We start from the raw sequence: 22,985 nt of genomic DNA, 5'->3' as shown, positions 1-22,985 counted from the left end.
AGTACGTTAGGCAATACCAAGGATAAGGGGCAGTAACCTATGGCAATTTTATTTCTATTTTTAATGGTTATTGCTTTCATGCTGGTGGGCGTGCCAATTGCCATTTCGCTTGGACTGTCGAGCATTTTATTTTTGTTGATGCATTCCGATGCGTCGTTAGCATCAGTCGCCCAAACCTTATTTAATGCCTTTGCTGGTCACTATACGCTGCTAGCGATCCCGTTCTTTATTTTAGCATCCAGCTTTATGTCTACGGGCGGCGTGGCGAAGCGTATTATTCGTTTCGCTATTGCAATGGTGGGTTCATTTCGTGGTGGCTTGGCCATGGCGTCGGTTGTTGCTTGTATGATGTTTGCAGCGCTGTCTGGGTCGTCACCGGCTACAGTGGTGGCCATTGGTAGTATCGTTATTGCAGGGATGATTAAAAATGGCTACACCAAAGAGTTTGCCGCTGGCGTTATTTGTAATGCTGGGACACTAGGAATACTGATTCCACCCTCTATCGTGATGGTAGTTTATGCTGCGGCGACGGACGTGTCTGTCGGACGAATGTTCTTAGGGGGCGTCATTCCTGGGCTACTTGCTGGTCTCATGTTGATGATTGCCATCTATATTGCCGCACGAGTGAAAGGACTGCCCAAACAACCGTTTGTGGGGTGGAAAGAAGCTTTTGATGCGGCCAAAGATGCAAGTTGGGGCTTGTTGTTGGTGGTGATCATCTTAGGCGGGATTTATGGCGGTATTTTTACACCAACCGAAGCTGCTGCCGTTGCTGCTGTGTATTCATTTCTGATTGCCAACTTTATTTATAAAGACATGGGGCCGTTTGCTGATAAAGAAAACCGTCAGCCAGTGCTCGTGAAGATAGTGCAAACTTTTGTTCATAAAGATACCAAACATACGCTTTATGAAGCAGGAAAGCTGACAATCATGTTGTTGTTCATTATCGCCAATGCGTTGATATTGAAGCATGTGTTAACTGAAGAACGCATCCCGCAGATGATCACTGAATCTATGCTATCAGCAGGACTCGGACCGATTACCTTCCTTATTGTGGTGAATATTTTGCTATTGCTTGGTGGGCAATTCATGGAGCCTTCCGGGCTTCTGATTATTGTCGCGCCATTGGTTTTCCCTATTGCAATAGCGCTTGGTATTGACCCAATTCACCTAGGGATCATGATGGTGGTGAATATGGAAATAGGCATGATCACACCGCCAGTGGGATTAAATCTGTTTGTGACGGCTGGCGTGGCGAAAATGTCGATGATGAGTGTAGTGAAAGCCGCACTGCCATGGGTAGGTGTGATGTTCCTGTTCTTGATTATCGTCACCTATGTACCTTGGGTTTCTACGTGGCTTCCAACGCTATTGATGGGGCCGGAGATCATTACCAAATAACATCACAACATCGAAGACGGCTTACACCGTGAGGCGAAGAGGGTTAAACCTCTTCGTCGATGTGTTTGATGTTGTCTAGACGGGAATCTGGCTGTGAGCGTCGCTCATAAAAGACCCGTTGCGTCGGTTTTTTTCTACGATCCTGATACTCTCGTTGCTCGACATAATAGACGCCATCAATCTCAATGGTCTCGGTAATGGCTGGAACGGTTGTTTTTTCACCCATGGGCAACCTCTCTATATACTATGTTAACATTTTGTTACTCATGTTTTCAGTATAGAAACCGCTAAACCAATTTCGAGTTTATTTGTTTGGTTTTTTGTGTGGTCACCGTTGTGTTGCCTTAGTCATTTTTATAATTATTCTTGTCTAGCCCATATTTTTGCATCTTGTCATATAGCGTTTTTCTTGCGGTTTGTAGAATGTTCATCGTGTCGTTGATCCTGCCATCACAGCTAGCTAAAGCTTGCTCTATCAGTGCTTTTTCAAAGTCGGCGACTTGCGTGGTAAGTGGCGCGTCTGTGCTCGCTTGGTTAGCGTCAGCGGAATTACTTAGTTTTCCTAATAGTACGAATCGTTCTGCGCAGTTTCGTAACTCTCTCACATTTCCCGGCCAGTCTTGACTCATCAATGTTTGTAAATCGGTAGCAGGAAGTGCATTGGCGGCTTTTCCATAACGAGCTGCGGCAACCAATAAAAAGTGATGAAATAACGCGGGTATGTCTTCCTTGCGTTGTCTCAGTGGCGGGAGTTGCAGCGTGACGACATTAAGACGATAGTAGAGATCTTCACGGAAGGTACCTTGAGCTGCGGCTGTTTTGAGATCCACTTTAGTTGCAGCAATAACTCGGATGTCCAGAGGGACTAGGTTATTGGAACCGACTCGCTCGATGACTCTTTCTTGTAATACTCGGAGGAGACGGATTTGCGCTTGTATTGGCATTGACTCAATCTCGTCAAGAAACAGCGTGCCTCCTTGAGCGTGTTCGAACTTTCCGATGCGTGCAGAATCTGCACCTGTGAATGCGCCTTTTTCATGGCCGTATAGTTCACTTTCTATTAGGTTTTCTGGTACCGCGCCACAGTTGACAGCAACGAAGTTTGCATCTCGTCGTGCGCTTTGTTCATGCAAAGAGCGCGCGACCAGTTCTTTGCCAGTACCGGTTTCACCAAATAACAAAATGTCAGCGCTGGTGTCGGCTACTGCAGTAATAGTCTGCCTTAGTTCTTGAATAATATTAGTGTCGCCGATGATCCTTGGGCCCAGTGTTTGGCTCACTTTTAAGGACTGCTTTAAGCGTTCATTTTCTAAAGTTAATTGCTGCTTTTCAATGGCGCGCAACGTGGTCTCTATGAGTCTATCGGCAGAGAATGGCTTCTCAATAAAATCATAGGCCCCGTCTTGAATGGCCTGCACTGCCATAGATATATCACCGTGCCCCGTAATTAAAATAACCGGAATACTGTGGTGTTGATGCGTAATGGTATTTAGCAAATCCATCCCAGATAAACCGGGAAGGCGAATATCAGAAATAATCGCCAATGGAGGCGTTTGTCGTTGTAGCGCTAGCAGAGCGTCTTCGACTGAAGAAAAGCACTGCGCGTTGATATCGGCTAGCTCAAAGCTTTGCTGTAAAGCAATGCGAATATCGGTTTCATCGTCGATAAAAAACACATGGCTCATAGGTTATTCCTTCTTTGTCTCGGCATGCCGGGTGGGAAGTGAAACGGTAAAACGTGCGCCACCTAGAGGAGAGTGGGTCGCTGAGATTTTCCCATTGAGGTTGTGGATGATCTGTTGGGAGATTGAAAGCCCAAGCCCCAGTCCATTATCTTTGGTCGTGTAGAAAGGTTCAAATAGCTCGCTAAGGATATGATCGTTTAACCCAGGTCCAGAATCATCGATATGGATTTCGACGTTATGGTCATGCGTCTGGATGGAAATTTTGAGTTGCTTAGTCTCATGTTGCGCCATGGCCTGAATGGCGTTGGTGATTAAATTGATCAGCACTTGCTCGACTTGAATCGGATTGACCCACACCAGAATTTCATCTTCTGTGGCCGTGTAATTAAGGACCACTTGGCTGGTTTTTAATTGTGGCTGAATTAGCTCAAGCGTGGAAAAAATAATGGGTGCTAGGCTGACTTCACACAGTTCATCGGCGTCACTACGCTTGGCAAAGGATTTAAGCTGTTGGCTTATCTTTGCCATACGCTCCGTTAACGCAACAATTCTGGCTAAGTTATCTTCCGCGCGGTCAATTTTTTGCTTTTCGATAAACCGTTGACCATTTTCAGCAAAGCTTCGAATGGCTGCGAGCGGGTTATTCAGCTCATGACTAATGCTTGCCGACATTTGTCCAAGTACCGCCAGCTTTGCGGCTTGTATCAGTTCATCTTGTGTTTTGCGGAGCGCTTTTTCGGTTTTGACTCGTTCATCTATTTCAACATGCAGTTCTGAGGTTCTTTCCATCACCAGAAATTCCAGCTTTTGCTTTGCTTCTGCTTGAAGGCGTTCAATTTGTCGATGTTTAGATTGGCGTGTAGCAATTACTACCATAATCAAATAAGCGGTCACAAATAAAAGAAACAGGATAAACACAAACGCTAATATATCGATGTAAAGCGTAGAAAGTGGCGTGAGTACCCTCAAGGTGAGATTGGGCACGCCGGAATCTCGTTGGCTCATTAAGTAACTCTGAGTAAACAGATTGTTGTTTGGTTTGGTGATAATACTCGAATCTGCCGTCAACAAACCCTTAAAACCGAGATCGGGAATAGACGTAGAGAGATACTGTCTTGAGCGCTTGATGTTGTTCAAGGTACCCGCAGACAGCGGAGCTAAGCTGTGGAACAACCATTCCGTTTGGCTTGACATGAAAACCACATGATTATTATCGGTCGCGACATAGATACTGGTATCACTTTGCCAGTTTCGCTCTATGGTGGAGAGATCCATTTTAACCACGACCACGCCAATATGTTCAGCGGCGTAGGTCACGGGATAAGAATAATAGTAGCCACGTTGCCCAGAGGTTGAACCCAAGGCAAAATACGTGCTTTGTTGTCCTCTTATCGCTTGTTGAAAGTAAGGCCGAAATGCGAAGTTTTTACCAATAAAAGAGTGCTTAAGACGCCAGTTGCTTGAAGCAATGGTATTGCCGAACTTGTCGATAAGATAGGTGTCAGAAGCTTGGACAACATGATTGGCCTGCGATAAGTAACGATTGGTGATTTCAAGCTGAGCGCTGTTGTTTGGCGTCAGTAGGGCATCAACAAGTTCTTTATCTTGGGATAAAAGTTGCGGGATATGCCGATACTTGTCGAGTTTACTGTCGATATTTTCCACAAATCGGCTGAGCCAGCTTTCATGCTGCTCTTTAAGTAAAGCAAAGTTGTGTTGCCAGTACCATTTTCCCCCGAGTGTGGAAAGGATAACAAACAGGACGGTTAGGCCGAATAATATCTGTTTTAATCGCATAGCACCTCCGTCATATTGCTTGTGCATAGGTTAACGAATTTGATCGAAATGTGGCGAAAAAGTTATATGAACTGAGAGGTAGCAAGGAGGGAAAGTGGACTTAGTTCGCGTTTTTAAAGGTTTGACAAAAAAAAACGTTTATTTTCTTGAAAATGGCAATATTGTCCCCATTTCTGGTTGGAACCGAGAGGAAACTCTTCGGTTTGTTCGTTTCGTTGAGTAATTAGTGACAAAACCACCGATTGATTGGAGTTCGACTCGACACCATAGATTGAGATCGCTAGAATGTCGCGTCTGAAATTTTGTCCTGAGACTAATTGGAGATGCCTTCGAAGTTACACTTCATAAAAAAGAAGACGTCACTTATTAGTCCGGTAGTCATGAAACATGTTTGATGATTATCGATACCCATTTAGAAGGTGCATTAGTGCACTAACAAGGATGAAGCAGAAGTATCGTTTAAGCTGATAGTCATATCGCTTACCTGATATGGATGCTCATATGCTCGGCTAAAGCTGAGCCAAACTGAGGTTTATAGAATGCAAGTTACTGTTGAAACTCTAGAGGGCCTAGAGCGCCGTCTAAACATTACTGTTCCTGCTGCAAACATCGAAGATGCAGTGACAGCTGAACTACGCAACATCGCGAAAAACCGTCGTTTTGATGGCTTCCGTAAAGGCAAAGTGCCGATGAAAATGGTTGCGAAAATGTACGGCCAAGCAGTACGTCAAGACGTAATGGGCGAAGTAATGCAACGCCACTTCATCGAAGCAATCGTTTCTGAAAAAATCAACCCAGCGGGCGCACCTACATTCGCTCCTGTTGAAAATGAAGCGGGTAAAGACCTTGTTTTTGCTGCAACGTTTGAAGTTTACCCAGAAGTTGAACTAGCAGGCCTAGAAAACATCGTTGTTGAAAAGCCAGCAACTGAAGTTAACGACTCTGACGTTGAAGAAATGATCGACACTCTACGTAAGCAACAAGCTACGTGGGCTGAAGTTGAAGAAGCTGCAGAAGACGGTAAGCGCGTAACTATCGATTTCGTTGGTTCTATCGATGGCGAAGAATTCGAAGGCGGTAAAGCTGAGAACTTCCCACTAGAGATGGGCGCTGGTCGCATGATCCCTGGTTTTGAAGACGGTGTTAAAGGCAAGACTGCCGGCATGGAATTTGAAATCGACGTAAACTTCCCAGAAGATTACCACGCTGAAAACCTAAAAGGTAAAGCGGCGAAATTCGCAATCAAAGTAAGCAAAGTTGAAGCGCGTGAGCTTCCTGAGCTAACTGACGAGTTCGTATCTAAGTTCGGTGTAGCTGAAGGTGGCGTTGAAGCACTTAAAGCTGAAGTTCGTAAGAACATGGAACGTGAGCTTAAGCAAGCGATCAAAAACCGCATCAAAGAGCAAGCACTTGACGGTCTAGTAAAAGAGAACGAAATGGACGTTCCTTCTGCACTTATCGACCAAGAAATTGTTGGCCTACGTCAACAAGCAGCACAGCGTTTCGGTGGCAACCCTGAAGCAGCTGAGCAACTTCCACGTGAATTGTTCGAAGAGCAAGCTAAGCGTCGCGTAGTTGTTGGTCTTCTTCTTGGTGAAGTAATCAAGTCTGAGAAGCTAGAAGCAAGCGACGAGAAAGTGAAAGCACTTATCGCTGAAATGGCAACAGCATACGAAGATCCAACAGAAGTTATCGCTTACTACGAGCAAAACGAGCAAATGATGAACAACATGCGCAACGTTGCACTAGAAGAGCAAGCGATTGATGCGATTCTTGCTAAAGCACAAGTTTCTGATAAAGCAGTTAGCTTCAACGAGCTAATGAATCAGCAACCAGCTCAATAAGCAATATCTTGTATAGAAGGTTGACTTAGAGTCGACTTCTCTGCTAACAATGGTCCGTATGATGTTTATCATCCGGGCCATTTATTTTAGGGACATAAGAATATGAGCTACCAAGAAAAAAATGCAATGTCGCCAATTATGAACGCGCTAGTACCTATGGTTGTTGAGCAAACTTCCCGTGGTGAACGCTCTTATGATATTTTCTCGCGATTACTAAAAGAACGAATCATTTTCTTGACGGGTCAAGTGGAAGACAACATGGCAAACCTTGTGGTTGCCCAACTGCTTTTCTTAGAATCAGAAAATCCTGACAAAGACATCTTCCTATACATCAATTCACCTGGTGGTAGTGTGACGGCGGGTATGTCGATTTACGACACGATGCAGTTCATTAAACCGAATGTAAGTACGTTATGTACTGGTCAAGCTTGTTCAATGGGTGCATTCCTATTGGCGGGTGGTGCACCAGGTAAGCGTTTTGCTCTGCCAAATTCTCGCGTCATGATTCACCAGCCACTTGGTGGTTTCCAAGGGCAAGCGTCGGATATTCAAATCCACGCACAAGAAATCCTGACGATTAAAGAGAAGCTGAATAAGCTACTCGCTGAGCACTCAGGTCAGCCACTAGAAGTGATTGAAAAAGATACGGATCGCGATAATTTCATGTCAGCGGCACAAGCGGCTGAATACGGCATTATTGATGAGGTATTGACCCAACGAGGTTGATCCATAACGGTTTGATTGTAAATAGACCAAATTGTTCGCCTAGAATGATTAATTCTCGGGCGCATTTTGGTCCAAATTGATATACACTCAAATCATAGAAAGTACAGGCTAAGAGGTTAGCGAATGACAGATAAAAGCAAAGAGAGTGGTAGTGGTAAACTGCTTTACTGCTCTTTCTGTGGCAAAAGTCAGCACGAAGTTCGCAAGCTAATTGCGGGCCCTTCTGTTTACGTCTGCGACGAATGCGTTGATTTATGCAACGACATCATTCGTGAAGAAATTAAAGATGTGTTGCCGAAAAAAGAATCTGAAGCGTTACCAACGCCAAAAGATATTCGCGCGCACCTCGATGATTATGTAATCGGTCAAGACTACGCAAAAAAAGTGCTTTCAGTTGCGGTATATAATCACTATAAGCGTCTTCGCAATGGTGATACGACAGCTGATGGTGTTGAACTAGGTAAGAGTAACATTCTGCTTATCGGTCCAACGGGTAGTGGTAAAACGCTACTTGCTGAAACGCTTGCTCGTTTCCTAGACGTACCATTTACAATGGCTGATGCCACCACATTAACCGAAGCGGGTTATGTGGGTGAAGATGTTGAGAATATCATTCAAAAACTTCTTCAAAAGTGTGATTACGACGTAGCCAAAGCTGAGCGCGGCATCGTTTATATCGATGAGATTGATAAAATCTCGCGTAAAGCAGAAAACCCATCGATCACCCGTGATGTATCAGGTGAGGGTGTTCAGCAAGCACTACTCAAGCTCGTTGAAGGCACCATCGCTTCCGTTCCACCACAAGGTGGTCGTAAGCACCCGCAACAAGAATTCCTACAAGTAGACACATCGAAGATTCTGTTTATTTGTGGTGGTGCGTTTGCTGGTCTTGATAAAGTTATCGACCAGCGTGTTGCGACGGGAGCTGGTATTGGCTTTGGAGCAGAAGTACGCTCTAAAGATGAAACCAAAACGGCGGGTGAGTTGTTCAAGCAGGTAGAACCTGAAGATTTGGTGAAGTACGGTCTTATACCTGAATTCATCGGTCGTCTACCCGTTACAACTACATTGACGGAACTTGATGAAGAAGCGTTGATTCAGATACTGAATGAACCAAAGAATGCGCTGACGAAACAATACGGTGCATTATTTGACCTTGAAGGTGCTGAGCTTGAATTCCGTGAAGACGCTTTGCGTGCGATTGCGAAAAAAGCAATGGAGCGTAAAACGGGTGCTCGTGGCTTACGTTCTATTCTAGAAGGTGTCCTTTTAGAAACGATGTATGAGCTACCATCTGCAACAGGTGTGAGCAAAGTTGTTATTGATGAAAGTGTAATAAATGGTGAGTCAGAACCACTGCTTATTTACAGCAATAATGATAATCAGGTCGCAAGTGCAGACTAATTTGCAAGAGTGATAAAGAAAGGAGGTATTTGATACCTCCTTTTTTTTATTCTTTTATTGAATCCAACGAATACGCCCCCATATACAGAAAATAATACTAAGCGGAAGAGAGAATAATATGAACTTGGAACGTTCCGAGCGTATCGAAATCCCGGTATTGCCTCTGCGCGACGTTGTGGTCTACCCACACATGGTAATTCCTTTGTTTGTTGGCCGCGAAAAGTCCATTAGTTGCTTAGAAGCGGCAATGGATAATGACAAACAAGTCCTACTCGTCGCTCAAAAAGAAGCAGATACTGAAGAACCCACCATTGAAGATCTTTTCACCACTGGCACCGTTGCCACTATTCTTCAATTATTAAAACTTCCAGACGGCACGGTAAAAGTCCTTGTCGAAGGTCAGCAAAGAGCCAAAATTAACCAATACCGTGATGAAGAATTCTTCATGGCGGACGCTGAATTTCTCATTACCCCAGAGCTTGAAGAACGCGAAGAAGAAGTTATCGTTCGCAGTGCTATTGATCAGTTCGAAGGGTTTATTAAGCTAAACAAAAAGATCCCACCAGAAGTGCTAACGTCATTGAGTGGTATCGATGAGGCTGCACGTCTAGCGGATACGATTGCTGCGCATATGCCACTGAAATTAGTGGATAAGCAACAAGTGCTTGAGTTACTTGACGTATCCGAGCGTCTAGAGTTCTTAATGGGGCAGATGGAGTCTGAAATAGACTTGCTGCAAGTTGAGAAGCGTATTCGCGGCCGCGTTAAAAAGCAGATGGAAAAATCACAACGTGAGTACTATCTGAATGAGCAAATGAAAGCGATTCAGAAAGAGCTTGGTGATTTAGATGATGCACCGGATGAATTTGAAGCGCTGAAGGCAAAGATTGAAGAATCTAAAATGCCTCAGGAAGCGAAAGAAAAGACAGAACAAGAGCTGCAAAAGCTTAAAATGATGTCACCAATGTCGGCTGAAGCGACAGTGGTTCGTAGCTATATTGATTGGATGGTCGGCGTACCTTGGGCGAAACGCTCTAAAGTGAAAAAGAATTTGGCGAAAGCTGAGGAAACGCTTAACGAAGACCATTACGGTTTGGAACGTGTTAAAGAGCGCATTCTTGAGTATCTTGCGGTGCAAAACCGTATCAACAAGCTTAAAGGACCAATCCTTTGCCTAGTTGGTCCTCCGGGCGTTGGTAAAACATCGCTAGGGCGCTCTATTGCGTCAGCTACAGGCCGTAAGTATACACGTATGGCATTAGGCGGGGTTCGAGATGAAGCAGAGATACGCGGCCATAGACGCACGTACATTGGCTCAATGCCAGGTAAGCTGATTCAGAAGATGTCAAAAGTGGGCGTGAAAAACCCATTGTTCCTGTTAGATGAAATCGACAAGATGGCATCTGACATGAGAGGCGACCCTTCATCGGCATTGCTTGAAGTACTCGACCCAGAACAAAATAATGCCTTTAATGACCACTATCTAGAAGTGGATTACGATCTGTCCGATGTGATGTTTGTTGCAACGTCGAACTCAATGAACATTCCTGGTCCTTTGCTTGATCGTATGGAAGTAATTCGTTTGTCAGGCTACACCGAAGACGAGAAGCTAAATATTGCTCGTCGTCACTTGGTGGAGAAGCAGGTACAGCGTAATGGTTTAAAACCACACGAAATCGAGATTGAAGACTCGGCGATTATCGGCATTATTCGTTACTACACCCGTGAAGCTGGTGTACGTAGTCTGGAGCGCGAGATTTCAAAAATCTGTCGCAAAGCGGTGAAGAATATTCTGCTTAACAAGGACCTGAAGAAAGTCGTCGTTAATCAAGATAACTTGAAAGAGTTCCTTGGTGTACAACGTTGCGACTTTGGTAAAGCTGACGACAGCAATCGTATTGGTCAGGTAACGGGTCTTGCTTGGACGGAGGTTGGTGGCGATCTACTTACGATTGAAACTGAGTCCATGGTAGGTAAAGGCAAGTTGACGCAAACCGGTTCGCTGGGTGATGTCATGCAAGAGTCTATTCAGGCAGCAATGACAGTAGTACGTGCTCGTGCAGAAAAATTGGGTATTAATACCGATTTTTATGAAAAACGTGATATTCACGTACACGTTCCGGAAGGGGCGACGCCTAAAGATGGACCAAGTGCGGGTATCGCAATGTGTACCGCTTTAGTGTCTAGCTTAACGGGTAACCCGGTAAAAGCTGAAGTGGCAATGACGGGTGAAATTACCCTTCGTGGCGAAGTACTTCCGATTGGTGGTTTGAAAGAAAAATTACTTGCAGCGCACCGAGGCGGTATTAAAACCGTGCTGATTCCTAAGGATAATGAACGTGATCTAGAAGAGATTCCTGACAACGTTATTGCCGATTTGAAAGTCATTCCAGTGCAATGGATTGATGATGTATTGGAAGTTGCGCTAGAGCGTTCACCACTTGGTGTCGCATTTGAGCCTGTAAAATAGTGATGTGCTCCAAATTTAGGTAAAAGAAATACGCTGATAAGTAAAAAAAGCTTGTCAGCGTTTTTTTGTCGCACTAACTTTAGCTATGTAACTCTGAACCCTTGATAGACAAGGCTTAGGGTCTTTTATTACTAGAACGGAACTAACGTTACCTTTTTCAAAATAATAACTCGGTAACACTAAGGGGAAACACAGTGAACAAAACTCAATTAGTAGAAAAAATCGCAGAGAACGCAGACCTATCTAAAGCTTCAGCTGGACGTGCGCTAGATGCATTTATTGAAGCAGTAAGCACAACGCTAGAAGATGGTGACCAAGTTGCGCTAGTTGGCTTTGGTACTTTCAGCGTGCGTACTCGTGCAGCACGTACTGGTCGTAACCCTAAGACGGGTGATGAAATCCAAATCGCAGAAGCAAAAGTGCCAGCGTTTAAAGCTGGTAAAGCGCTGAAAGACGCTTGTAACTAATCAATTGTTACAGTTGGAAGCAAATTGATTACCAACTGAGCAAAAATCGAACCTTTTTGGGGTTTGATTGGCTAAAAAGGCCAACCTTTGTTAAATATGCGCATCTTACTGATGCGCATTTCTTTTTCTGATATTATCCTATTCAGTAGAAGATAAACCTTCCTATCTGGAGAGTAATAAAATTATGATGGAGCGAATGCGCGAAGGCGTGAACAGTATCGCTGTTAAGATTATCCTTGGACTCATCATCCTATCTTTTGTATTTGCGGGCGTAGGCAGCTACATCGCGGGTGGCAGTGGTAACACCGCAGCAAAAGTTGGCAATGTTGAGATCGGTCGTGGCGAATTCGAGCAAGCTTACCAAAATGAGCGTAATCGAATGCAATCTCAAATGGGCGACTATTTCTCGACGCTCTTGGCTGATCCAAATTATGTGGAATCGTTCCGCAAGTCTGTTCTTGATCGCATGATTAACGATGTGCTACTTGAGCAACACGCAGAGTCTTTGGGCCTTCGAATTGGTGACGATCAGATTCGCCAAATGATTTTAGAAATGCCTCAATTCCAAAGTAACGGAAAGTTTGACCAAGATATTTATCAAGCAACGCTACGCCGTGCAGGTTTTAGTGCAGATAGCTTTGCTGAATACCTACGTACAGATTTAGTGCGTAACCAACTTCTCTCTGCTTTACAAGGCAGTGAATTCACGCTTCCTAGCGAAATCGAGTTACAAAGCCAGCTATTGACTCAAACTCGAGACATTAAGACGTTGACGCTCTCTCTTGCAGAGTTTGCACAGCAAGCGCAGATTACTGACGAAGAAATTCAGCAGTACTACGATGCTAACCCAGCGCAATTTACTCGCCCTGAACAGCTAAAAGTGTCTTACGTTGAATTATCTGCTCAAGCCCTAAAAGACAACGTTGAAATTTCAGACGAGCAAATTCAGCAGTACTACGATGAGCACCTAGATAAGTACTCTACGTCGGAGCAGCGTAAAGTGAGTCACATCTTGGTTCAAGGTGATGACGAAGCTAAAGCACAAGCTCTCTTAGATGAATTGAATGCAGGGGCTGACTTTGCAACGTTGGCGCAAGAGAAATCTGAAGACATCGGCAGTGCTGAAGAAGGCGGTTCTTTAGGTTGGATCGAGCGTGACGTTATGGACCCTGCATTTGAAGAAGCCGCGTTTGGGCTTAAAAATGTCGGTGACGTGACAGCGTTAGTGAAATCTGACTTTGGTTATCACATCATTAAACTTGATGAAATCAAAGCTTCAGAGTCTAAGCCTTTAACTGAAGTCAAAGATGAAATTTCTGCAGAGTTGGTTGATCAACTTGCGGTTGATGATTTTTATAACTTACAAAACGAGTTGGAAAAAATCGCCTTTGAATACCCAGATTCACTTGATGATGCTGCTGCTGCAATTAAGCAAAATGTAGTAACAACAGACTTTATCTCACTATCAGAATTGCCAGACGTTCTACAGAACCAGTCAGTAGTACAAGCTCTTCAATCACCTGAAGTGAAGGAAGACGGCTTGAATTCTGAGGCAATGGAAGTCGCTCCAGAACATATTGTGGTTGTTCGTGTAGAAGACATTCGTGCTGAAACAGTATTACCTCTTGAGGAAGTGAAAGCACAAGTGACCTCACAGCTAGCAAGCGTGAAAGGTGAGCAAGCGGCAATGGAGCTTGGCGTTCAACTCGTTAACGAACTCAAAGAAGGCAACACTGACGCTCTGACGGCGAACCAGTTAAGCTTTGGTGAGCTTGAAACGATTGATCGTAGTTCACCACTGGCTGGTACCGTCTTTGCAATGACGAAACCAGCAGAAGGCGCGTTGACCTTTGCTCAAGCGAAAGACGCGGACGGCAATGTCGTAGTGGTAGAGCTGAGTAAAGTGGCGTCAAATGCTGATCCTATGTATAACGAGCAAATTAGTGCTCAGATGGAGCGTGCTGCAACTCAACAAGACTTAGCATCAGTGCTAACGATTCTGCGTAAAAACACAGAGATTGAGTACTTCATTGTTTCTGAGTAAATGTTGCTGAGTATCTCGTTGAATTCATGAGAAACCCTTGTGAGATCACGAAAACAATGCAACTGATAGTAGAATAAAAACGGGTCGCGAAAGCGGCCCGTTTTATTTTACGTATTGTCATCTGGTTATTCTTGATACTGAGTGTATTTTGAGGAATCACTAATCAGAGAGGGATCAGAAATGAAATTATTGCTGTCAGTTTGGCTTATTGTATTGTGTGCATTGAGTCCGCTATCAACGAGCTTCGCCGCCAAAGCCGATAAGTTAGAAGGTATCGAAATTACCGTTAATGTGAATCAAGCAACACCAGAAGAAATTGCGGCGTTGCTTAACGGCATTGGTATTGAAAAAGCAAAAAGTATTGTTGAGTATCGCGATACGCACGGTGACTTCAAAACCATTGATGATCTGACGCAAGTGAAAGGCGTGGGGCCTGCAACGGTTGAAAAAAACCGTGCCAGAATCTTATTGTAAATGACGTTTTTGATACAACCAGTACAATAACGCGAACGTAAAACCAGCGCCCATGCCGATAGCGTGGGCCTCGGTTGCCACATTGGCAGCAATCAAGTCTTTGGTCGAGGCCGATGCACCAAACACCGCTTCCCAGCCGACCTTGATGCAAACGCCCAGTACCAGCCAAACACTGCTCTTTTTTCCTGATAGCCATTCGGTTAATGCCCAGTAAGCAAATAAGCCATGTAAGACGCCAGAGAGACCTAGATAAGCGTCAAGGCTCGTTAACAGTAATCCTGCACCAACCGAGACGGATAATAGTGCTAACAGAGCATACAGTGCTTTTTCGGAAGGTCTAAACAAATAGCAAATGACGATGAGACCTGCCATATTCATTGCTAAATGGGCAAGGTTGGTGTGAGAGAAGTTTCCTGTTACTATCCGCCACCATTCACCGTTACAAATAGCTTCACGATGCCACATTGCCCAATTTTGGATCTCGGGTATTTGTAACACCATGCAAAGTAGTAAGATGAGAGCCAGTCTTATGACGAAAGAAAAGGTCATGTTGCGATATTGTCCTAAATGTTTTAAGGCAAAGCGTGCCTGTATCTGTCAATGGATTACATCGATTAACAGCCGATCTGAATTGATTATTTTACAGCACTCAACTGAGGAAAAACGCCCACTGGGTACGGCTAAAATATTGCAGTTGTCCTTACCTTCGACACAGGTATTCATCGGTGAAGACTTTTCAGATGATACTGCACTTAATGCATTATTGGCAGACGAGAGTTTTCGAAGTTGCGTGTTATTTCTCGGTGAGCAATCTCAGCCACTAGAGCAGCTTGATCAAATCCATGATACTCGACCGTTTCGTATTATTTTATTAGATGGTACATGGAAAAAGGCCTATAAGATTTGGACCCTATCGAAGAACCTTCATAAGCTGCCATTGGTGCAATTGCCGACCGATCTTGAGGGTGATTATCGTATCAGAAAAGCCCCAACGAGTAATGCCTTGTCAACAGTGGAAGCTGGCTACCATATTTTGTCTATACTCGAACCCGAACGAGATTTTTCCACGCTAATCTTTGCTTTTAACCAAATGATTGAGTTTCATATCTCGCAGATGCCACCGGGTGTTTTTGAGCGAAACTACGACTAGTCTGCCAACGCCGATAAATGGCCGTGATCAATGCGAATGCGCCGCAAACAATTGTAGGTGCATTTTTTGTGCATAGCCGTCGGTCATTGCAGAGATATAATCAGCGATCACACGCATTTCTTTTGCCTTGTTCCCTTCGGTACTCAGCCAAACCTCTTTTGTGGACTCTGGTAGCAAGCGTGTTGGATCCGCACTGAACGCTTCAAAAAGATCCATAATAATCTGCTGACCTTTATATTCGAAAATCTGAACCCGTGGCACTTGTATGACGTGCTCACTAACAAATTGCTTGAGGATGGCGAGTACATGCGCCATTTCAGGCTCTAAGTAGGCATTGAACTGAAGCAAAGGCGAATCAAAGGCAATATCAGCGTGCGGTGTGATACAAATGCTCGTGAGTAACGCGTTTACAATGCCCCCAATAGCGTCTTTTCTTTGGTAGTGTTTGCCAGAAAATAGCAACTCAGTAATGGCATCAAAATGCTGAGCAAACCATGAATTAGCTTGTAGGGAAAGTTGACCTTCAATACTCGCTCGCCAAGTTTCTTTACTGATTAACTCAAGCACAATGGCGTCTTCGAGGTCGTGAACGCCATAGGCAATATCATCGGCCAATTCCATGATAGAGCAGTCTAGAGATTTGAATTTGGTTTTGTGGTGCTGGTGACATTTCGGTAGTGGTGTACGCATTTGTTGTAACTGCGATTGGTCACCTTGGCTGAGTGGCTGTGTGACCCATTCAAATTGCGCGTTATCTTGGTCATAAATGCCTTTAGCGGGTGACCAGTCTTTGGCTTTAAGCTGACGTTGATGTGCGACTGGCTCTGGCTGAATTCTTGCGCAGGTTTGGCTCAAATATGCGGGGTACTTAAGTAAACCAAGTAACGTTCGACGAGTTAAATTCATCCCGTTATGTTCGGTATAAGGTTCGAGTTGGGACACGATGCGGAATGTTTGCGCGTTACCTTCAAAACCGCCAAAGTTTCTCATCATATAATTTAGTGCAACTTCGCCACCATGCCCGTATGGGGGGTGGCCAATATCATGCGCCAGACATAGGGTTTCAATCAATGCATCGCTGGGTAAAATGGCTACGTATTCAGGCTGTTTTTGTCGCAACTGTGAAACGATACCAGAGCCAATTTGTGCCGCTTCAAGTGAGTGCGTCAGGCGGGTTCGATGAAAGTCATTGCCTCCAGTACCATGCACCTGTGTTTTAGCTTGTAGGCGACGAAAAGCGGCGGAATGCAGGACTCGGGCTCTATCTCTTTGGTAAGGGTCCCTATGGTCATTACGGCGTAGCTTGTGCTCATCACTGTGCCTGGATTGCCAAATCAACGGTTGTTCTAGCTGCATAGGGTTACCACTCTCATTACGCTCCATCATGCTATTTTCAAGCGGTCAGCGATGGAGTTATTGTGTTTTTGTTTGTTTGTTTGTTTGTTTGCTTGTTCGTTTTGTCTTGTCGTTTTCGCACCTAATTTTGAGGCAGATTAACTGATTTCATCGAGTGACAATTCAAAGCTCGGGGCAAAGGTATATAGGAAGTAATTCATTTCCTCGGTCGCTATGGACTTAAGCGTTTGATCGAGTCGCTTTTTCGCCAATGCAAATTCGTGATTGCCCGCACTGAGTTCTTCAAGACATTTGAGGTAAGCACAAAGAGAATCGGCTTGTTTGACGATTTTTGTGTCTTCTTCGTAAGCACTAGTGGAGACAAGAAAAGGCTTAAAATCATCTTGAAATTCTTCAGGCAGCATGGACAGAAGTTTTAATTCGGCCGCAGCTTCTATTTTTTTATATTCTTTGGCGATTTCAGGATTGTAGTATTTTACTGGGGTGGGGAGATCGCCGGTTAACACTTCACTAGTATCGTGATACATCGCTAAGATCGCGATGCGTTCAGGGTTGGTTTTTCCGCCAAACTTTTTGTTTTTTATTATCGCCAGTGCATGCGCGACAAACGCGACTTGAAGGCTATGCTCGGAGATGTTTTCGTTGGATACGGAACGCATTAAAGGCCAGCGTTGTATGAGCTTCATCCGCGCTAAGTGGGCAAAAAAATGGCTTTCTTTGATACAACTGTCTTCCATTGCACATACTCCCTAATAAAACGCCGCACCTCACAGTGCGGCATTCAATAAGAATAGGCTTATTAATAATAATATGAAAGAGTTACTGGCTATATGTTGTCAGGAATTTTTCAAATCGCCCAATGGCCAATTCAAGGTCTTCGACATGTGGTAGTGTCACAATGCGGAAGTGATCGGGCTTTGGCCAGTTAAAGCCAGTGCCTTGTACTAGCAGTACTTTTTCTTGTTTGAGAAAGTCGAGTACCATGCGTTGATCATCTTTGATGTTGTACATCTTAGTGTCAATTTTTGGGAACAGGTACATGGCACCTTTCGGTTTCACACAAGAAATACCCGGAATTTGCGTAATAAGATCGTACGCACGATCTCGCTGCTCAAGTAATCGACCGCCGGGAAGAATGAGCTCATTAATACTTTGGTATCCACCAAGCGCTGTTTGTATGGCGTGTTGCATAGGCACGTTGGCACAAAGTCGCATGGAAGCGAGCATTTCTAAACCGGCGATGTAACCAACCGCATGTTCTTTTGGTCCTGTTAAAAACATCCAACCGCCACGGAAGCCACAAACACGGTACGATTTAGACAAGCCATTAAAGGTTAGAACCAGTACATCTTCAGCAAGCGTTGCTACTGGAATATGTGTTGCGCCATCATAAAGAACTTTGTCATAAATCTCGTCAGCAAAAATAATCAGCTTATGCTGGCGAGCAATTTCGATCACTTCAAGCAAAAAGTCGCGACTGTACACTGCACCCGTAGGGTTGTTCGGGTTGATAAGCACAATACCGCGTGTTTTCGGTGTAATCTTTTTCTTAATATCATCTAGGTCTGGGTACCAATCGGCTTCCTCATCGCAGAGGTAGTGAACGGGCGTGCCACCAGACAGAGAAACCGCTGCTGTCCATAAAGGATAGTCAGGAGCGGGAACTAACATTTCATCTCCGTTGTTTAACAGAGCTTGCATCGCCATTACAATAAGCTCAGATACGCCATTGCCGATATAGACGTCTTCAACGTCGAGGCTGTGAATGCCTTTCTTTTGATAGTGCTGCACCACAGCTTTACGAGCGGAGTAAATACCTTTGGAATCACAATAACCTTGCGATGTTGGTAAATTTCTTATCACATCGACTAAGATTTCATCGGGGGCGTCAAAACCAAAAGGGGCGGGGTTTCCAATATTGAGTTTCAGGATTTTATGCCCCTCTTCCTCCATGCGCTTAGCATGTTTGAGTACTGGTCCTCGAATGTCGTAGCAGACATTATCGAGTTTTGACGACATCTCGATATTTTTCATTGTTATGTTCCTAAAAATCCGATAATTTCTTTACCAAATTACACCAGATTGCGTTTTTTTAGAATAAAAATCTAAGAAAACGCACAAATAAAGTGTTGATATAAATCTGGTTGTGACGTGCTACAACACGTGGCTAGCAAATTAGGGTAATGGCGCTTGATCTATCCTGTAGGTATAAATACAGTAGCTTCTGTATTACTGATTAAATTAAAGAAATCGTTTTGAGGTTGATTTGTCTCATTTAGAACCAGCTATTATCCAGCTTCTTGATAAGTTGAAGAGTGTACCGCCGGGTACAAAGCGTCTCGAGCAACCATTGGATGGTAAACCCAAGTCATCAAGTATTGACTGGTTAGATGTGCAACCTCATTACCCAAAATTCTATTGGCAGTCGCGAGACACCCGTGAAGAAGTCGTGGCGTTAGGTCAGTTGCATACGTTTTCTGAACCAGCTCCTGCGTATGCGATTTTAGGCCACAATCAGCGTGTATGGGGTGGACGTTCTTTTGATGGTCATACGGCCAAGAACCGCCGTTGCATGCCTGCTTTCTTCTTTTTACCGCAAATTGAATTGATTCGTTTTGATAAAGGCTGGCGCTTAGCAGTCAATATCGGGACAAACGTTGATATATCAATACGAGCTCTCCAGCGGCTGATTGTTTCCCATCAGGACTTGCCTCCTATTTCTACCTCGGTAGTAGCGATGACGCACACCCCTACAGAAGAAAAATGGGGTCAGTTAGTTGATGATGTGTTGCAGGGAATTCAGCACAATAAATTTAAAAAAGTGGTACTGGCACGCAAAACGTCAATTGATCTGCAAACGCCAATTTCTCCCGCTCAACTGTTAAAAGCCAGTTATTTGAACAACCATCATAGCTTTCACTTTTTAATGGCGCTGTCTCCCAAGCATAGCTTTGTTGGGTCAACACCCGAACGTTTGTATCGACGCCGCGGGCAAGAGCTGGAGACGGAAGCATTAGCTGGAACGATAGGTCGAGGAGGGAATGCCTCTCATGACATGCAATTATCTAACTGGCTAACCCAAGACGTTAAAAATATTAATGAAAATCAGTATGTCGTGGATGATATTCAGCAAAGCTTGGCGCCGCATTCACGCATGGTTGCGATAGAAGAAGAGCTTCGTTTGGTTCGTCTGCGAAAAGTTCAGCATCTGAAACGTAACATTCATGCCCAACTTAAGGCCGGAATTAATGGCGTGCAGTTGTTGCAAGCGTTGCAACCAACGGCGGCGGTGGCGGGTTTACCGCGTCAGGCTGCGATGCAGTACATAGAGCAAAATGAACCTTTTGCTCGTGGCTGGTATGCCGGCTCTGTCGGGTATCTTAGTCACGATGGTGCCGAGTTTTGTGTGGCGATTCGTAGTGCACTGATCGTTGAAGACCAATTGCAACTGTTTGCGGGCGCAGGCATTGTTCCCGGTTCTGTTGCTGAGCACGAATGGCAAGAGCTGGATAAAAAAATGTCGACCTTGCTTAGCCTGATTACAGAGCATCCGTTACTTGGAGTGGCATCATGATGGCACACCAAGCCGCATTAAATCGGGTGTGGACAAAGGTCATGTTGGAGGCGCTGTATCGACAAGGGGTACGCCACCTTTGCATTGCTCCCGGCTCTCGCTCCACACCGTTAACATTAGAAGCGGTCGCACACGGTGGTTTTACCTTGCATACCCATTTTGATGAACGTGGGTTGGGTTTTCTCGCGCTGGGGCTAGCAAAAGCGACCAATAACGCGGTCGCGGTTATTGTCACGTCAGGCACTGCGGTGGCTAATCTACTGCCTGCTGTTGCCGAGTCTATGCTGACCAAAGAACCGCTGATATTGCTGACGTCTGACCGTCCGATCGAGCTGGTGGAGTGCGGCGCAAACCAAGCCATAGTGCAAACGGGTATTTTTTCTCATCACGTGACCAAATATGTCGGGTTGCCTTCTCCTAATACCGCTGTTTCATTAAATTGGCTGCTAACCACCATTGATTCGGCGTTTGTCTCGCAACAGCAAAATGGTGGAAGCATTCACATCAACTGTCCTTACCCAGAGCCATTGTACGGCGGGGAAGACCAATCGATGTTTGAGGCGTATCGAGGCTCAATCAAAAGCTGGCTGGCAAGTGATGATGTTTATGTGCGATATGAATTACCTGTCGTTGGTGATTATAGTGAGAGCGTAAATAGGCTGGGTCTAGAGGCGAAAAAAGGGGTCATTCTTGTTGGGAATACGAGCTTGACTATCGCCAATCAGGCGGCCGCGTTGGCTCAATCGTTGGGGTGGCCGATTTTGTTTGACCCTCAATCGGGTCAAGGTGGCGATTGGCAACATTATGATCTTTGGTTGCAAAATCAAGTAGCACATCAGCATCTTTCACAAGCCGATTTTGTCTTGCAAGTTGGTGCCAGGTTTGTGTCTAAAAGGCTTAACCAATGGTTAAAGGAACAAGTGACCAGCGGCACCCGCTGCGTCTTGCTCAGTGAGCATTGGGATCGTATCAACCCTGACCATTTGCCGATGACACATTTGTCGGTGAATATAAAGCAGTGGCTAGGGGATGCATTGGCGATGTTAACGTCACCTCAATATGCACACTGGGGAGATGATTTGACTCGGTTTGCCTCTGCGACCCAACATTTATCGGCTCCGAGTGAAACAATAAGTGAATTGGATGTCGCGAAAAGTACGCAGGGTTTACCCGAAGGGATACCGTTGTTCTTGGGTAATAGCCTTATTGTTCGGCTTGTTGATATGGTGTCTTCGATTCATGGACGTCGTACTTATAGCAATCGCGGCGCGTCAGGAATTGATGGGCTAGTGGCGACGGCGAGTGGTGTTGCTCGTGCCGAAGAGTCGCCAATTGTGATGTATCTCGGTGATACCTCGCTCTTATATGATTTGAATTCGTTAGCGTTGTTTAGTCATTCAACGAAGCCGAACGTCATAGTGGTCACGAACAATGATGGTGGCGCGATTTTTGATTTACTTCCGGTTCCTGTGGAGCAAAAAGTCGCTTGCTATCAAATGCCTCATGGTTTCACGTTCCAGCATGCGGCTGCGCAATTTGGGTTGCAGTATTGCCAGCCTCAATCAAGTGATGAGCTTGAGTCGACGCTGCTTAATCACTTAGCGAACGGTACAAAGACGCTCTTAGTGGAAGTGAACACGCCTAGCGAAGAAGTCGGCGGTCACATTCGTTCGCTTGCCCAGCAGGTGAAAGCGTTGAAACTCCCGCACTTGCATCATGCCGAATAACGATCATTTACTAAACTCTCATTTACTGAGCACGCGGTTCCTGCCGGGATGCCAACCGCACACGCATCGACCTATATTGGTCTTTGTGCATGGCTTTCTTGGTTCGACCGATGATTGGTGTAACGTCACCGATGAGCTGACGGATTACCCACGTTTGCTCCTAGACTTGCCAGGACATGGCTTAAGTGCCCACGTCACATGCTCTGGGTTTGAAGAGGCAAGTTCGTTACTGGGTATGGCAATTCAACGTGCTTTAGATGAATACCAAATTGACCCAGTGACCCCCGTGTGTCTAATTGGCTATTCATTGGGGGCGCGATTGCTGATGTATCGCTTAACGATGGACCATCCAGAGACATGGTGTACAAACCCAATTTTAGGGCTGGTCATTGAAGGCGGCAATTTTGGCCTGCAAAGCCATGATGAGCGTCAGCAACGCCTAATGGCGGATCAAGTCTGGGCAAGACGCTTTCAGAATGAAAAAATTGCAGAGGTTTTAGCCGACTGGTACCAACAGCCGGTGTTTTCTTCATTAAATCATGAGCAAAGACAACTTTTGATCGTGAAGCGAAGTGTTAACCTAGGCAACAAATTAAGTGCGATGCTTGATAGCACCTCATTAGGGCGGCAGCCGTACTTACTAGACAAAGTGCAACAACTGAGTTTTGACTCCGGTCATACGCCGTTATTCATCAGTGGTGCAAATGATACTAAGTTCACTGCACTGGCAAGGCTTAGCGGCCTAAATCATCACGTGGTTCCGCATGCGGGACATAACGTTCATAAAGAGCACCCTAAGGCGTTTACCTCAGCTCTGCTCAAGTATATAAACACACCGAACTAAACGGTGGCTAACATTGGAACAT

At 45.0% G+C, this 22,985-nt stretch carries 19 protein-coding genes; 12 read left to right on the top strand and 7 right to left on the bottom strand.

Annotated elements, in window-relative coordinates:
* Window positions 1-39 precede the first annotated feature (39 nt).
* Complete coding sequence (locus L4D74_RS22075; protein ID WP_428754641.1) at window positions 40-1,401, top strand: TRAP transporter large permease; 1,362 nt, start codon at window positions 40-42, stop codon at window positions 1,399-1,401.
* Window positions 1,402-1,444: 43 nt separating this feature from the next.
* Here L4D74_RS22075 and L4D74_RS22070 read toward each other — a convergent pair whose 3' ends face one another.
* The 3 genes from L4D74_RS22070 to L4D74_RS22060 form a co-directional block, all read right to left on the bottom strand.
* Window positions 1,445-1,627: a hypothetical protein gene (locus L4D74_RS22070; RefSeq protein WP_428754640.1), complete on the bottom strand. Its 183-nt coding sequence runs from the start codon at window positions 1,625-1,627 to the stop codon at window positions 1,445-1,447.
* 118 nt (window positions 1,628-1,745) lie between these two features.
* On the bottom strand, window positions 1,746-3,086 hold the full coding sequence (locus L4D74_RS22065) for a sigma-54-dependent transcriptional regulator (RefSeq protein WP_428754639.1): 1,341 nt from the start codon (window positions 3,084-3,086) through the stop codon (window positions 1,746-1,748).
* 3 nt (window positions 3,087-3,089) lie between these two features.
* Complete coding sequence (locus L4D74_RS22060) at window positions 3,090-4,883, bottom strand: sensor histidine kinase (protein ID WP_428754638.1); 1,794 nt, start codon at window positions 4,881-4,883, stop codon at window positions 3,090-3,092.
* A 539-nt stretch (window positions 4,884-5,422) separates the two neighbouring features.
* Here L4D74_RS22060 and tig point away from each other — a divergent pair.
* The 7 genes from tig to L4D74_RS22025 all read left to right on the top strand — a co-directional run bounded on the left by tig (window position 5,423) and on the right by L4D74_RS22025 (window position 14,312).
* Entirely contained in the window at window positions 5,423-6,727 is a 1,305-nt protein-coding gene (gene tig / locus L4D74_RS22055; protein ID WP_428754637.1) for a trigger factor, read from the top strand.
* A 102-nt stretch (window positions 6,728-6,829) separates the two neighbouring features.
* Window positions 6,830-7,453 carry an ATP-dependent Clp endopeptidase proteolytic subunit ClpP gene (gene clpP / locus L4D74_RS22050; RefSeq protein WP_250618449.1) on the top strand — a complete coding sequence of 208 codons (624 nt, stop codon included), beginning with the start codon at window positions 6,830-6,832 and terminating at the stop codon, window positions 7,451-7,453.
* 123 nt (window positions 7,454-7,576) lie between these two features.
* The gene (gene clpX / locus L4D74_RS22045; protein ID WP_265675916.1) at window positions 7,577-8,857 is read left to right on the top strand and encodes an ATP-dependent protease ATP-binding subunit ClpX; all 1,281 of its coding nucleotides are present in this window, start codon (window positions 7,577-7,579) and stop codon (window positions 8,855-8,857) included.
* A 118-nt stretch (window positions 8,858-8,975) separates the two neighbouring features.
* Window positions 8,976-11,327 (top strand): endopeptidase La, encoded by a 2,352-nt coding sequence (lon, locus tag L4D74_RS22040; protein ID WP_428754636.1) that lies wholly within the window; start codon window positions 8,976-8,978, stop codon window positions 11,325-11,327.
* Window positions 11,328-11,521: 194 nt separating this feature from the next.
* Window positions 11,522-11,794: an HU family DNA-binding protein gene (locus tag L4D74_RS22035; RefSeq protein WP_102470995.1), complete on the top strand. Its 273-nt coding sequence runs from the start codon at window positions 11,522-11,524 to the stop codon at window positions 11,792-11,794.
* A 184-nt stretch (window positions 11,795-11,978) separates the two neighbouring features.
* Entirely contained in the window at window positions 11,979-13,838 is a 1,860-nt protein-coding gene (gene ppiD / locus L4D74_RS22030; protein WP_428754635.1) for a peptidylprolyl isomerase, read from the top strand.
* 180 nt (window positions 13,839-14,018) lie between these two features.
* Entirely contained in the window at window positions 14,019-14,312 is a 294-nt protein-coding gene (locus tag L4D74_RS22025; protein ID WP_428754634.1) for a ComEA family DNA-binding protein, read from the top strand.
* Here L4D74_RS22025 and rrtA read toward each other — a convergent pair.
* A complete protein-coding gene (gene rrtA, locus L4D74_RS22020; protein ID WP_428754633.1) occupies window positions 14,304-14,861 on the bottom strand; it encodes a rhombosortase in 558 nt (185 codons plus the stop codon). The genes L4D74_RS22025 and rrtA overlap by 9 nt on opposite strands.
* Between rrtA and L4D74_RS22015 the strand changes: the two genes are divergently transcribed.
* Window positions 14,860-15,462 carry a tRNA-uridine aminocarboxypropyltransferase gene (locus L4D74_RS22015; protein WP_428754671.1) on the top strand — a complete coding sequence of 201 codons (603 nt, stop codon included), beginning with the start codon at window positions 14,860-14,862 and terminating at the stop codon, window positions 15,460-15,462. The two genes, rrtA and L4D74_RS22015, sit on opposite strands and share 2 nt — an antisense overlap.
* 27 nt (window positions 15,463-15,489) lie before the next feature.
* Here the strand turns inward: L4D74_RS22015 and L4D74_RS22010 are convergent, their stop codons facing one another.
* The 3 genes from L4D74_RS22010 to L4D74_RS22000 form a co-directional block, all read right to left on the bottom strand.
* Window positions 15,490-16,845 (bottom strand): anti-phage deoxyguanosine triphosphatase, encoded by a 1,356-nt coding sequence (locus L4D74_RS22010; protein ID WP_428754670.1) that lies wholly within the window; start codon window positions 16,843-16,845, stop codon window positions 15,490-15,492.
* 110 nt (window positions 16,846-16,955) lie between these two features.
* Complete coding sequence (yfbR, locus tag L4D74_RS22005) at window positions 16,956-17,540, bottom strand: 5'-deoxynucleotidase (RefSeq protein ID WP_428754669.1); 585 nt, start codon at window positions 17,538-17,540, stop codon at window positions 16,956-16,958.
* A 97-nt stretch (window positions 17,541-17,637) separates the two neighbouring features.
* Window positions 17,638-18,852 carry a pyridoxal phosphate-dependent aminotransferase gene (locus L4D74_RS22000; protein ID WP_265675909.1) on the bottom strand — a complete coding sequence of 405 codons (1,215 nt, stop codon included), beginning with the start codon at window positions 18,850-18,852 and terminating at the stop codon, window positions 17,638-17,640.
* Window positions 18,853-19,084: 232 nt separating this feature from the next.
* On the opposite strand from L4D74_RS22000, the gene L4D74_RS21995 reads away from it, so the two are divergent.
* Genes L4D74_RS21995 through menH form a run of 3 tightly spaced genes read left to right on the top strand, consistent with a single transcriptional unit; the run spans window position 19,085 to window position 22,963 of the window.
* Window positions 19,085-20,392, top strand: coding sequence for an isochorismate synthase (locus L4D74_RS21995; protein WP_428754632.1), 1,308 nt, complete (start codon window positions 19,085-19,087; stop codon window positions 20,390-20,392).
* Window positions 20,389-22,119, top strand: coding sequence for a 2-succinyl-5-enolpyruvyl-6-hydroxy-3-cyclohexene-1-carboxylic-acid synthase (gene menD, locus L4D74_RS21990; RefSeq protein ID WP_428754631.1), 1,731 nt, complete (start codon window positions 20,389-20,391; stop codon window positions 22,117-22,119). Before L4D74_RS21995 ends, menD begins: the two co-directional genes overlap by 4 nt.
* On the top strand, window positions 22,109-22,963 hold the full coding sequence (gene menH / locus L4D74_RS21985) for a 2-succinyl-6-hydroxy-2,4-cyclohexadiene-1-carboxylate synthase (RefSeq protein WP_265675906.1): 855 nt from the start codon (window positions 22,109-22,111) through the stop codon (window positions 22,961-22,963). Before menD ends, menH begins: the two co-directional genes overlap by 11 nt.
* The last annotated feature ends 22 nt before the right edge of the window (window positions 22,964-22,985 follow it).

It is taken from the genome of Vibrio cionasavignyae (genome assembly GCF_050337155.1).
GTDB classification, from domain to species: domain Bacteria; phylum Pseudomonadota; class Gammaproteobacteria; order Enterobacterales; family Vibrionaceae; genus Vibrio; species Vibrio nomapromontoriensis.
Note: the sequence above shows the minus strand (reverse complement) of the source record. Positions and strands in the feature narration are given on the sequence as shown.

Coding starts and splice junctions, on each gene's coding strand:
- L4D74_RS22070 (WP_428754640.1), bottom strand. CDS start 1,627: ATGGGTGAAAAAACAACCGTTCCAGCCATTACCGAGACCATTGAGATT.
- clpP (WP_250618449.1), top strand. CDS start 6,830: ATGAGCTACCAAGAAAAAAATGCAATGTCGCCAATTATGAACGCGCTA.
- tig (WP_428754637.1), top strand. CDS start 5,423: ATGCAAGTTACTGTTGAAACTCTAGAGGGCCTAGAGCGCCGTCTAAAC.
- L4D74_RS22060 (WP_428754638.1), bottom strand. CDS start 4,883: ATGCGATTAAAACAGATATTATTCGGCCTAACCGTCCTGTTTGTTATC.
- ppiD (WP_428754635.1), top strand. CDS start 11,979: ATGATGGAGCGAATGCGCGAAGGCGTGAACAGTATCGCTGTTAAGATT.
- clpX (WP_265675916.1), top strand. CDS start 7,577: ATGACAGATAAAAGCAAAGAGAGTGGTAGTGGTAAACTGCTTTACTGC.
- rrtA (WP_428754633.1), bottom strand. CDS start 14,861: ATGACCTTTTCTTTCGTCATAAGACTGGCTCTCATCTTACTACTTTGC.
- L4D74_RS22000 (WP_265675909.1), bottom strand. CDS start 18,852: ATGAAAAATATCGAGATGTCGTCAAAACTCGATAATGTCTGCTACGAC.
- L4D74_RS22015 (WP_428754671.1), top strand. CDS start 14,860: ATGTTGCGATATTGTCCTAAATGTTTTAAGGCAAAGCGTGCCTGTATC.
- L4D74_RS22075 (WP_428754641.1), top strand. CDS start 40: ATGGCAATTTTATTTCTATTTTTAATGGTTATTGCTTTCATGCTGGTG.
- L4D74_RS22025 (WP_428754634.1), top strand. CDS start 14,019: ATGAAATTATTGCTGTCAGTTTGGCTTATTGTATTGTGTGCATTGAGT.
- lon (WP_428754636.1), top strand. CDS start 8,976: ATGAACTTGGAACGTTCCGAGCGTATCGAAATCCCGGTATTGCCTCTG.
- L4D74_RS22010 (WP_428754670.1), bottom strand. CDS start 16,845: ATGGAGCGTAATGAGAGTGGTAACCCTATGCAGCTAGAACAACCGTTG.
- L4D74_RS22065 (WP_428754639.1), bottom strand. CDS start 3,086: ATGAGCCATGTGTTTTTTATCGACGATGAAACCGATATTCGCATTGCT.
- menH (WP_265675906.1), top strand. CDS start 22,109: ATGCCGAATAACGATCATTTACTAAACTCTCATTTACTGAGCACGCGG.
- menD (WP_428754631.1), top strand. CDS start 20,389: ATGATGGCACACCAAGCCGCATTAAATCGGGTGTGGACAAAGGTCATG.